Origin of the sequence: Pseudomonas fluorescens, from assembly GCF_902497895.1 — a bacterium.
In the GTDB taxonomy this organism is placed as follows: Bacteria; Pseudomonadota; Gammaproteobacteria; order Pseudomonadales; family Pseudomonadaceae; genus Aquipseudomonas; species Aquipseudomonas fluorescens_BP.
Genome location: NZ_CABVHQ010000004.1, coordinates 50,038 through 61,208, shown reverse-complemented (window position 1 = coordinate 61,208; position 11,171 = coordinate 50,038). Strand labels below are relative to the sequence as shown.

The following is an 11,171-nucleotide window of genomic DNA, read 5'->3' as shown; positions in this document are numbered from 1 at the left end:
CAAACTCAAGCCGGCTCGCGGAACTCGAACGTGGGAGGTCTCAGGTCGGTTAGCAGTTTACCGCCTCAAGGTCTGGACCTTTAAGCTGAATCTTGTTTTTTGGCGTCAAATTATTATCGATGGGGCGAAGTGTGCCCGCGGAATCCATCAAAGGGGATCCCGTGGGCAATGCGCTGGTGCTTATGCGGTTTCTTGAACGGTCAGGATGGTCAGCAAGGTTTGCACTTGCTGAGCGGCGTCCCGACCCAGGCTGGTCAGATAACCACCATCGTGCTGGGTGATCAGTTCTTTGTCGAACAGCCGTTGTGCGGCAGCGATGGCTTTCGGGGCAGCGGTCTGATGAATTTTCAGGCCTTCCTGGGAACTGTCCAGGTTGAAGAGTGCGAGGATTTCCAGTTCGGCAACCAACTCAGGGGTAAGCGACATAAGGACTCCAGACTTTCTAGGAATTAGACGGTAGCGCTCCTAAGGTGACCGCACTTGTGCAAGCTGTCCAGTGTTCGCTGAGCGCTTTTTTTGCCTGGGGCGGCAGGCTGTCGTGGTAACCCCGTGGTTCTTGTGGCTGCGGGGTGTTACCAGTGTAGTCAGAGTCTGGAAAAATGCCGGGTTGATTGACGACCCTGCGGGGGCCGCGGTGTATCTGATACAGCGCCGACCTGTGGCGAGGGGGCTTGCCCCCGCTGGGTCGCGCAGCGGCCCTAAAGTCTGCAACACCGTTGTATCAGGCATACCGCATTCTCAGGTTTTACGACTGCTGCGCAGCCGAGCGGGGGCAAGCCCCTCGCCACAAAAAGCCCGTCCGAGAAAGGGGAGAGTCATTTCTTCTCTGGCGGCAGCTCTGGCAGCGCCCGCAAGGCAGCCTCATACCACTCGGTATTGAACGCCCGATCTTCTTCAAGGATCGCATCGATTTCGACGGCCAGTACGTGAGCCATCAATTGCAGGATTTCTTCACGCTCGTAGCCGACCAGGGTCAGTTTGTTGAGGGTCGCCTTGGCTGCTGGCGGGTTGTCGCTTTCGATCTGGTTTTCGATCGCTTCGATCAGCGTGGCTTCGGTGAAATCTTCTTCGTCGTTGTCGTCGTTTTTGTTGGTGCCGGGGGTTGGCTCGCTCATGGCAGGCTCCTCAAGGAAAGGCGGCCAGTTTAACTGCATTCAGGGATTTGATGCTGCTGGTCAGACTTCATCTGAAGCTCTATAACTTGCGCTGCCAACCCCTACACGGCCTGGAGGCTTTGTGATGCTCAAGCTTTATGGATTTTCCGTCAGCAATTACTACAACATGGTCAAGCTGGCGTTGCTGGAGAAGGGACTGCCCTTTGAGGAAGTACCGTTTTATGCCGGTCAAAGCCCGCAAGCACTTGCCATCAGCCCGCGGGGGAAAGTCCCGGTGCTGGGGGTCGAGCAAGGGTTCATCAATGAAACCAGTGTGATCCTCGAGTACCTCGAGCAAGCCCGGCCAGGCCCGGCGCTGCTACCGAGCGATCCGTTCCAGCGCAGCCAGGTGCTGGCATTGGCCAGGGAGATCGAGTTGTACATCGAGTTGCCGGCTCGCGCCTGTTACGCCGAGGCGTTTTTCGGCATGACGGTGCCGGACGCGATCAAGGACAAGACCAAGACCGAGTTGCTGCTAGGTTTTGCCTCCCTGGGCAGGCACGGCGAGTTCGCCCCTTACGTAGCGGGCAAAACGCTGAGTATTGCGGATCTGTATTTTCTGTACAGCGTGCCGCTGGCCTGTGCGGTGGGCAAGAAGCTGTTCGATGTGGATTTTCTGGATGGGTTGCCCGCCGCCAAAGCGCTGCTTGAGCGTCTGGAGCAGATGCCAAATGCACAACGGATCGCCGCGGACAAAGACGCCGCGATGCCGGCATTCCTGGCGATGATCAGCGCCAAAAAGTAAAAGATCGTAGCCTGCGAGGTTTGCGTACACCCCCAAATTTCGAGGGTGTACGCCGTTGTAGGAGCTGCCGGAGGCTGCGATCTTTTCGGGATCACTAAGATCTAGCGACTAGCCAACAACGCCTGGCCGCGACAAACTGCAGCCTTGACCTGCGTCGGTGCCGTGCCGCCGATGTGGTCACGGGCATTCACCGAGCCTTCCAGGGTCAGCACGGCAAACACGTCCTGCTCGATCTGGTCGCTGAACTTGCGCAGTTCCTCCAGGCTCATTTCCGCCAGGTCCTTGCCGCTGTCCACGCCGTATTTCACGGCATGGCCGACGATTTCGTGGCAGTCACGGAACGGCAGGCCCCGGCGCACCAGGTAGTCGGCCAGGTCGGTGGCGGTGGAGAAACCGCGCAACGCCGCTTCACGCATGATGGCGTGCTTGGGTTTGATCGCCGGGATCATGTCGGCAAAGGCCCGCAGCGAATCGCGCAGGGTGTCGGCGGCGTCGAACAGCGGTTCCTTGTCTTCCTGATTGTCCTTGTTGTAAGCCAGAGGTTGGCCTTTCATCAAGGTCAGCAGGCCCATCAGTGCGCCGAACACCCGGCCGCTCTTGCCGCGCACCAGTTCTGGCACATCAGGGTTTTTCTTTTGCGGCATGATCGAGCTGCCGGTGCAGAAGCGATCAGGCAAATCGATGAACTGGAACTGCGCGCTGGTCCACAGCACCAGCTCTTCGGAGAAGCGCGACAGGTGCATCATCGCGATGCTCGCCGCGGAGCAGAATTCGATGGCGAAGTCGCGATCGGAAACACTGTCCAGGGAGTTGCCGCCAACGGCGTCGAAGCCCAGCAGCTTGCAAGTCAGTTCGCGATCGATGGGATAAGTAGTGCCGGCCAGTGCGGCGCTGCCCAATGGCATGCGGTTGGTGCGCTTGCGGCAATCCATCAGGCGCTCGTAATCGCGGCTGAGCATTTCGAACCAGGCCAGCAAGTGATGGCCGAAAGTCACTGGCTGGGCGGTTTGCAGGTGAGTGAAGCCGGGCATGATGCTGCCGGCTTCGCGCTCGGCCTGCTCCAGCAGGCCTTTTTGCAGGCGAGTGATTTCGGCCAGGATCAGGTCGATCTCATCGCGCAGCCACAGACGGATATCGGTCGCTACCTGGTCGTTACGGCTACGGCCGGTGTGCAGCTTTTTGCCGGTGACACCGATGCGGTCCGTGAGACGGGCTTCGATGTTCATGTGCACATCTTCCAGGTCGATGCGCCAGTCGAACGTGCCGGCTTCGATTTCGCTCTGGATGGTGTTCAGGCCATCGATGATGCTGTCGCGCTCGGCATCGGTCAGAACGCCGACCTTGGCCAGCATTGTGGCGTGAGCTATCGAGCCCATGATGTCGTGGCGATACAGGCGCTGGTCGAAAGTGACGGAGGCGGTAAAGCGGGCGACAAAGGCGTCGACGGGTTCACTGAAGCGGCCGCCCCAGGACTGATTGGTCTTGTCAGTGCTCATGAATTCGCTCGTGATCTGCTGAAGGAAGATGGCGTAAAAAGTTGTCGCGGATAATAACAGGGTTGCCGTAGCTGGCGTTGACACTGGTCGGCAGGTTGTTTTTTTCTCCATGGGTTGCCTGGCGCCTTGCCGTTGAACCCCTGCGCGCAGAGACTGGGACCTATAAGCTCGAGGCGCCGAACCAGGGCTGCGAAGCCGCTGCGCAGGCGTTATGAGCGGGTGCAGGCGAAATGATATTTTTCGATTGAGCAATATCGTCTTGGCGAGCGTCTACAGTTGCACTAGAGGTCAACGCGAATTCAGACGATTTGCCCGTCGGGCAACTGACCATGCAGCCGTGGTTACAAACGCTCTGATCCATGAAGTCGCGCCGCGAATCGACGGCGATGTGCTCAGAGTAGAAGCCAGCTATAAAGAGGGGGTATGCGTATTGTGTATCAGCAATCCCTACGAAGATGCCGCGCCAGCACGAGCTTGGAACGGTAATCGGCAGGCACTGGTAAATATAGGTTCCCGACTCGGGGCACTTTTTGGCCCTCGCGCTACTCTTAGCGTGGATCGTCGTGACGGATGTCACGTCACCTGTCTACGCTATCCTTGTGCGAGACTCACGCAGGAATCCAGCGCAATATGAATGTCCTGATCGTTGATGACGAACCCCTGGCCCGCGAGAGACTGAGCCGTATGGTCAGCGACCTCGAGGGATACAATGTCCTGGAGCCGAGCGCCACCAATGGCGAAGAGGCGTTGGCCTTGATCGACAGCCTCAAGCCGGATGTCGTGCTGCTCGACATCCGCATGCCTGGCCTCGACGGTTTGCAGGTTGCTGCTCGACTGTGCGAACGCGAGGCGCCCCCAGCGGTGGTGTTTTGCACCGCCCATGATGAGTTTGCCCTGGATGCTTTCCAGATCAGCGAGGTAGGCTTCCTGGTCAAGCCGGTGCGCTCCGAGCAATTGCTTGAAGCGCTGAAAAAGGCCGAGCGACCCAACCGCGTCCAACTCGCAGCCCTGACCCGTCCGGCCGCCGAAAGTGGCAACGGTCCACGCAGTCATATCAGCGCAAGAACCCGTAAAGGCATTGAACTGATCCCCCTGGATCAGGTGGTCTATTTTATCGCCGATCACAAATACGTGACCTTGCGCCATGAAGGCGGCGAAGTCCTGCTGGACGAACCGCTCAAGGCGCTCGAGGATGAATTCGGCGACCGTTTCGTGCGGATCCATCGCAACGCCCTGGTGGCCCGCGAGCGAATCGAACGCCTGCAGCGTACACCCTTGGGGCATTTTCAGCTGTTTCTAAAGGGCCTCAACGGCGATGCGCTGATTGTCAGCCGACGCCATGTAGCCGGCGTGCGCAAGATGATGCAACAGCTTTAGTCCGGCGCCTGCGCGCGGATTTCAGGACCGGTTGCCACATAGGCCAGGCCAGGGAGCCCGCGCACTTTCTGATTCAAGTCAAAGCTGATTTGCCTGAGCTGTTATTATCTGCCGTATCTATTCAGTACGGATTGATCCATGTCCCCTCGCGAAATTCGCATCGCTACCCGCAAAAGTGCCCTGGCCTTGTGGCAGGCCGAATTCGTCAAAGCCCGCCTGGAAGAAGCTCATCCCGGCCTGGTCGTGACGCTGGTGCCCATGGTCAGCCGTGGCGATAAGCTGCTTGACTCTCCGCTGTCGAAGATCGGCGGCAAAGGCCTGTTCGTCAAAGAGCTGGAAACCGCTCTGCTCGAACATGAAGCCGATATTGCCGTGCACTCGATGAAAGACGTGCCGATGGACTTCCCTGACGGGCTTGGTCTGTTTTGCATCTGCGAGCGCGAAGACCCGCGCGATGCATTCGTCTCCAATACTTACGCCAGTCTCGATGACCTGCCCAAGGGCAGCGTGGTCGGCACCTCCAGCCTGCGTCGCCAGGCGCAATTGCTGACCCGCCGTCCGGACCTGCAGATCCGCTTCCTGCGCGGCAACGTCAATACCCGACTGGCCAAGCTGGATGCCGGCGAGTACGACGCAATCATTCTGGCGGCCGCCGGCTTGATTCGCCTGGGCTTCGAAGATCGCATCAGCTCTTCGATCAGTGTCGACGACAGCCTGCCGGCAGGTGGCCAAGGCGCAGTCGGTATCGAATGCCGCAGCGTCGATACCGAGATTCATGCCTTGCTCGCACCTCTGCACCATCAGGACACCGCCACTCGGGTCACTGCCGAACGTGCGCTGAACAAACACCTGAATGGCGGCTGCCAAGTGCCGATCGCCTGCTATGCCGTGCTTGAAGGCGAGCAGATCTGGTTGCGCGGCCTGGTCGGGGATCCGAACGGTGGCCTGTTGCTGTGCGCCGAGGCCCGAGGCCCGCAAAGCGCGGCAGAGACCCTGGGTGTGCAAGTGGCTGAAGACCTGCTGGCCCAAGGGGCCGATGCGATTCTGCAAGCGGTCTACGGTGAGGCCGGCAAAGAGTGAAAGGCTGGCGCCTGCTGCTGACTCGGCCGACGGAGGAGTCGGCGGCGCTGGCCACGGTCCTGGCTGAGGTCGGCATTTTCAGCAGCAGTCTGCCGTTGCTGGAAATCGAGGCGCTACCGGTTTGCGGAGCTCAGCGCGCGATGATGCTCGAGCTGGATCGCTACTGCGCGGTGATCGTGGTCAGCAAGCCTGCGGCCCGGCTGGGTGTGGATCTGCTCGACCAGTACTGGCCGCAACCACCGATCCAGCGCTGGTTCAGCGTGGGCGCGGCCACCGCACAAATTCTCGACGATTACGGTCTTGATGTGAGCAACCCCCTGGTGGGTGATGACAGCGAGGCCTTGCTTGAGCTGCCGCAGTTGCGCGAGGCTATCGCGCGGCCCGACGCGCGGGTTTTGATCATGCGCGGCGAAGGCGGGCGCGAGCTGCTGGCGGAGCGTTTGCGCGAACAAGGTGCTAGTGTCGATTATCTGGAGCTCTACCGTCGCTACCTGCCGCAGTATGCGTCGGCGCAGCTGCCTGCGCGGATTGCCACGGAACGCTTGAACGGCCTGGTGGTCAGCAGTGGGCAGGGCTTTGAGCACCTGCAGCAATTGGCAGGCACGGCCTGGCCCGAGTTGGCGCGGTTGCCGTTATTTGTTCCAAGTCCTCGGGTCGCCGAGATGGCGCGTGCTGCCGGCGCCCAAACAGTTGTGGATTGTCGTGGCGCCAGTGCCGCGGCTTTGCTGACGGCGTTACGGGAGCAACCCGTGCCCGTTCTCTAACGCAAAGGATGGATACGTGAGCGAAACAACCTTGCCTAAAGATGAACTCCAGCCAGCGTCCGAAGCGCCGGCTGAACCTGCGACCACCACCGCGCAACGCCGGGGCAATGGGTTGGTGATTCTGGCCTTGTTGCTGGGGGCGGCGGGTGTCGCTGCTGGCGGTTGGGGGATTTGGCAGGTTCGCAGCCTGCAAGCCAATAACCAGCAACAGCTGGGGCAGTTACAAGCGCTTGGCGACCTGGCGCAGACCCTCAAACTCAACGAGCAACGTCTGACGGCGCGACTGGAGCAATTGCCGGCCGCCGATGAGCTGGAAGACCGGCGGCGACTGCTGACGCAGTTGCAAGGTGATCAGCAACGCTTGAACCAGCGACTCGAAACCGTGCTGGGAGCCAGCCGCAAGGACTGGCGCCTGGCCGAAGCCGAGCACTTGCTGCGTCTGGCCAGTCTGCGTTTATCGGCGCTGCAGGACATCAGCAGCGCCCATGCCCTGGTGCAAGGCGCCGATGAGATCCTCCGCGAACAGAATGACCCTGCATCCTTCGCCGCCCGCGAGCAGTTGGCAAAAAGCCTGGCGGCGCTGCGCAGTACCGAGCAGCCGGACCGTACCGGGCTGTTCCTGCAACTGGGTGCCTTGCGCGATCAGGTGGTCGAACTCAGCGCACTGGCGCCTGAGTATCAGGACCGCGGCGATTCGCTGCTGGGCCTGACGGCCGATGGCGACGGCGCCAGTCGCTGGGCGCAGTGGTGGGATGAAATCTCGCGCTATATCCGCATCGACTTCAATGCCGACAAAAATGTCCGACCGCTCCTGGCGGGGCAAAGCCTGACCCAGGTCCGGCTGGCGCTCAGCCTGGCGCTCGAACAGGCGCAGTGGGCTGCGCTCAATGGTCAGGCGGCGGTTTATACCCAGGCCCTGGCCGAGGCTCGGGATGTTCTCAAAAGCAACTTCAATCAGGACAACCCGCAAAGTAAATTGATGCTTGAGCGGGTGGGCGAACTGAGCAAGCAACCGGTTACGGTGATCACTCCTGACCTGGCGACGACCTTGAGCGCGGTCCAGGTTTATCTGGAACGTCGCAATCCGAGTGTCGAGGAGTCGGTGAATACCTCCGCCAAACCTGCCGCGAACACTGCGCAGGAGACCAACCCATGAAACGCATCTATGTGATCCTGTTCGTGGTCATTGCTGCTGCAGCCTTGCTGGGGCTGGCCATCGCCGAGCACGCGGGCTATGTCCTGATCGCCTACAAGAGCTTTCGTTATGAGTCGAGCCTGTGGGCGACCCTGGCGCTGCTGGTGCTCATCTGGCTGGTGGTCCTGGGCGTGAAGCTGCTGAGCGAGTTGCTGACGACGTCCGGTGGCGTGGTCAATCCATGGTCGCGACGCAACCGCAGTCGCCGCGTGCAAGTGGCGATCGAGCACGGCCAGATGGACCTCGCCGAAGGTCGCTGGGCCAGCGCTCAGCGGCATTTGCACCGGGCTGCCGAAGCCGAGCGCCAACCGTTGCTGTATTACCTCGGCGCTGCGCGGGCGGCGAACGAGCAGGGACTGTATGAAGAATGCGACAACCTGCTTGAGCGAGCCCTTGAGCGCCAGCCTCAGGCCGAGTTGGCGATCGCCTTGAGTCACGCACAGTTGCAGATCGACCGCGGTGATACCGACGGCGCACTCGTTACGCTGGAAACCATGCATGAGCGTCATCGGCATAGTGTTCAGGTCCTGCGTCAGTTGCAGCGTCTGCATCAGCAGCGGGGCGATTGGTCGGCGCTGATCCGTCTGCTGCCGGAACTGCGCAAGGACAAGGTTCTGCCGCCCGCCGAGCTGATTGAGCTGGAGCGCAGAGCCTGGGGTGAAAACCTCACACTGGCGGCTCGACGGGAGGAGGACGACACGGCGGGTTTGCAGTCGCTCAATCGCGCCTGGCAGCAACTCAGTTCCGCTCAGCGCCAGGAACCGCAATTGGTGCTGGCCTATGCCGAACAACTGCGGCAACTGGGGGCCGAAGTCGAGGCCGAAGAGGTCCTGCGCGGTGCCCTCAAACGCCAATACGACAGTCATTTGGTCCGGCTTTACGGGCTGCTTCGTGGCAGTGATCCCGCGCGGCAATTGCACATCGCCGAGGGCTGGTTGAAAGATCACCCGGCGGATCCCAGCCTGCTGCTGACCCTGGGACGTCTGTGTCTGCAAAGCAGCCTGTGGGGCAAGGCGCGGGATTATCTGGAGAGCAGCTTGCGGCTGCAGCGTAATCCGGAAGCTTGCGCCGAGCTCGCGCGCCTGCTGGCGCAATTGGGCGATACCGAGCGCAGCAATCAGCTGTTTCAGGAAGGCCTGGGGCTGTTGGACGAGCGCTTGCTGGCCTCGCCTCTGCCCGTACCGGCGCGCGTGTAAGGCGCGCTGTGGATGGCTGGTTCTCCCGCCAGGGTGGGCCGGCCATTTCAGAGCTGTCAGACGTTTTCCACGCATTATCTGGCGCCAGGCTGCATCCTACGTCGGACTACATTTGTTCTCCTGTTTTCTGTCGGGATTTCCCTACAATCTGCAGGAAGTGTCCGCTAAGGCCCGCCTTGAAAGGGTTGCGGTCTTTCCTCTACCGTAACTGCCTGTCTCTTTTGTTACGGATTAGCCATGTTTTTGGCCCGCTCTCGTTCCTTGTTCCTCATGGCGTTCACCGCAGGTGCCCTGGCCCTGGGCGCCTCGTTATACCTGGAATATGCGGTCGGGCTCGAACCTTGCTCGCTGTGTACGGTGCAGCGGTTCTTTCTGGTTCTGCTCACGGCGATTTGCCTGATTGCAGCCGTGCATGGGCCAAGCCGCACGGGTTGTTACCTGTATTGGCTATTGAGCTTACTCAGCAGTCTTGGCGGAATGCTCACCGCGTGGCGGCATGTGCTGTTGCAAAATTCCCCTCAGGAGCGCTGGCAGGGGTGTTCGCCCGGCCTCGAGTACCTGCTGGGCAACATGTCCTGGTCCGGTGCGTTGAAACGGGTCTTCCAGGGGACTGCCGAATGCACCCGAATCTCCTGGACGCTGTTTGATATGAGCATCCCCGAGTGGAGCCTGCTGTTCTTCGTCGGGATGATCTGCCTGGGCATTTTTCAGCTGCTGCAGTTCCTGCGTTTCACCCGCTGTAGAGCGGTCAGGGGGTGATTGTGGTCCCGCCCCACCGTTCGAGATTAAACGCTTGTATGAACTTTATCTCCTGCGTACCTTGAAGCCGTTGTCGCGCGGGCATAATCTGGCCCGCACGTGTTATTGGAATTATGTTGCTCAGTGGCGCCCTGCTTGGCCGAATCTTGATCGTTCAAGTCTTGCGGCGGGTGTAGGACGGCACTACCCATAAGGGAAGAGAGACCATGCTCGAAAGTTGTCAGAATGCTCAGGAACGCTGGGGTGGAGTGCATCTGCTGATCGATCGCTGGTTGCAGGAGCGTCACGAACTGGTTCGGGCCTATGATGCTCTCGGCGCCAAGCCAGAAGCGCTGGGCGAGAACCGAAAGCCATTGCAGGAATTCTGCGGAGTCCTGGTCGATTACGTTTCGGCCGGACATTTCGAGATCTATGAACAGCTGACCGGCGAAGCCAAGGCATTTGGCGACACCCGCGGGCTGGAATTAGCCGAGACGATCTACCCGCGCATCGATGTGATTACCGAGAAGCTGCTGGCGTTCAACGATCTCTGTGATGCCGGAAAGTGCGTCGCGGAAAAATTCCAGGAGTTGGGTGGTCTGTTGCACGAACGCTTCGAACTGGAAGATTGCCTGATCGAAGTGCTGCACACGGCTCACAAGGAAGAGGCTCCGGCTCAGGCCTGAGTATTCGCTTCGGCGAAAAAGATCATCAAAAAACGGTGCGCCATGCGCGCCGTTTTTCGTTTGGGCTTTTATTCAGCCTGCGACACCGAGTAACTCAATTTCGAACACCAGTGGAGTGTAGGGTGCAATCAAGTCCCCTGCACCGTCGGCGCCGTACGCCTGGGCCGATGGAATGACCAGGCGCCACTTCGCCCCAGTGGGCATTTGCGGCAATGCGCTGCGCCATCCATTGATCACGCTGTCGAGGCGAAACCACTGCGCCTGATTGTTCTGATCGAACACTGTGCCGTCGGGCAGGCGACCGATATAGCGAACCTGGACATTGCCGTTCGGGCCTGCCTTTGGACCGTTGCCAGGAGTCAGTTCGGTCAGCAGGACTCCCTCCGCTAATTCACGAACCCCTGGTCTGGCTTTTTCTGCTGAAAGAAAACGGCTCTCTGCTTCGAGGGCGATCTCACTTTGCGGCCGGGCGGATTTCTCTGCGGCCCGTTTCTCATGCTCGGAAAGAATCTGTTCGATCCGTTCATCTTTGAGTGCCAGTGGCTTGCCTTGATAGGCCTGTTGCAAACCGTCCAGCAACGCTTGAATTTGCAGATCGGGAATCTCCTCGCGCAAGCGTTCGCCGAGGCTGGCGCCCAGGCTGTAAGCGAGCTCGCGGGAGTCATTTTCCGTGGGTTTTTCAGCGGCTTGAACCAGGGAAAAAAACAGGCATAACGATAAAAAAAGATAACGCGACATGG

Annotated in this window: 12 protein-coding genes and 1 pseudogene; 9 read left to right on the top strand and 4 right to left on the bottom strand. The window is 59.9% G+C overall.

The features are described from left to right. Positions 1–180 precede the first annotated feature (180 nt). Positions 181–426 carry a TIGR02647 family protein gene (locus tag F8N21_RS03050; protein WP_150640714.1) on the bottom strand — a complete coding sequence of 82 codons (246 nt, stop codon included), beginning with the start codon at positions 424–426 and terminating at the stop codon, positions 181–183. Between the two features lie 389 nt (positions 427–815). Next, positions 816–1,115 (bottom strand): hypothetical protein, encoded by a 300-nt coding sequence (locus tag F8N21_RS03045; protein ID WP_150640713.1) that lies wholly within the window; start codon positions 1,113–1,115, stop codon positions 816–818. 124 nt (positions 1,116–1,239) lie between these two features. Between F8N21_RS03045 and F8N21_RS03040 the strand changes: the two genes are divergently transcribed. Beyond that, entirely contained in the window at positions 1,240–1,899 is a 660-nt protein-coding gene (locus F8N21_RS03040; protein WP_150640712.1) for a glutathione S-transferase family protein, read from the top strand. 101 nt (positions 1,900–2,000) lie between these two features. Here the strand turns inward: F8N21_RS03040 and argH are convergent, their stop codons facing one another. After that, positions 2,001–3,395: an argininosuccinate lyase gene (argH, locus tag F8N21_RS03035; RefSeq protein ID WP_150640711.1), complete on the bottom strand. Its 1,395-nt coding sequence runs from the start codon at positions 3,393–3,395 to the stop codon at positions 2,001–2,003. Positions 3,396–3,629: 234 nt separating this feature from the next. On the opposite strand from argH, the pseudogene F8N21_RS30725 reads away from it, so the two are divergent. The 8 genes and pseudogenes from F8N21_RS30725 to rsd all read left to right on the top strand — a co-directional run. Continuing rightward, positions 3,630–4,029, top strand: a pseudogene (locus F8N21_RS30725) (sensor histidine kinase); the annotation flags it as partial. Continuing rightward, complete coding sequence (locus F8N21_RS03025; RefSeq protein WP_150640710.1) at positions 4,026–4,772, top strand: LytR/AlgR family response regulator transcription factor; 747 nt, start codon at positions 4,026–4,028, stop codon at positions 4,770–4,772. The pseudogene F8N21_RS30725 and the gene F8N21_RS03025, both read left to right, overlap by 4 nt. Before the next feature lie 138 nt (positions 4,773–4,910). Continuing rightward, a complete protein-coding gene (gene hemC / locus F8N21_RS03020; protein ID WP_150640709.1) occupies positions 4,911–5,852 on the top strand; it encodes a hydroxymethylbilane synthase in 942 nt (313 codons plus the stop codon). Continuing rightward, positions 5,849–6,616 carry a uroporphyrinogen-III synthase gene (locus F8N21_RS03015; protein ID WP_150640708.1) on the top strand — a complete coding sequence of 256 codons (768 nt, stop codon included), beginning with the start codon at positions 5,849–5,851 and terminating at the stop codon, positions 6,614–6,616. The genes hemC and F8N21_RS03015 overlap by 4 nt, the downstream gene beginning before the upstream one ends. 16 nt (positions 6,617–6,632) lie before the next feature. Further along, positions 6,633–7,772, top strand: a complete 1,140-nt coding sequence (locus F8N21_RS03010) for a uroporphyrinogen-III C-methyltransferase (RefSeq protein WP_150640707.1) — start codon at positions 6,633–6,635, stop codon at positions 7,770–7,772. Beyond that, on the top strand, positions 7,769–9,007 hold the full coding sequence (locus tag F8N21_RS03005) for a heme biosynthesis protein HemY (RefSeq protein ID WP_150640706.1): 1,239 nt from the start codon (positions 7,769–7,771) through the stop codon (positions 9,005–9,007). Before F8N21_RS03010 ends, F8N21_RS03005 begins: the two co-directional genes overlap by 4 nt. Positions 9,008–9,244: 237 nt before the next feature. Continuing rightward, a complete protein-coding gene (locus F8N21_RS03000; RefSeq protein ID WP_150640705.1) occupies positions 9,245–9,766 on the top strand; it encodes a disulfide bond formation protein B in 522 nt (173 codons plus the stop codon). 206 nt (positions 9,767–9,972) lie between these two features. Beyond that, positions 9,973–10,431 (top strand): sigma D regulator, encoded by a 459-nt coding sequence (rsd, locus tag F8N21_RS02995; protein ID WP_150640704.1) that lies wholly within the window; start codon positions 9,973–9,975, stop codon positions 10,429–10,431. A 72-nt stretch (positions 10,432–10,503) separates the two neighbouring features. Here rsd and F8N21_RS02990 read toward each other — a convergent pair whose 3' ends face one another. After that, complete coding sequence (locus F8N21_RS02990) at positions 10,504–11,169, bottom strand: FKBP-type peptidyl-prolyl cis-trans isomerase (RefSeq protein WP_150640703.1); 666 nt, start codon at positions 11,167–11,169, stop codon at positions 10,504–10,506. Positions 11,170–11,171 lie beyond the last annotated feature (2 nt).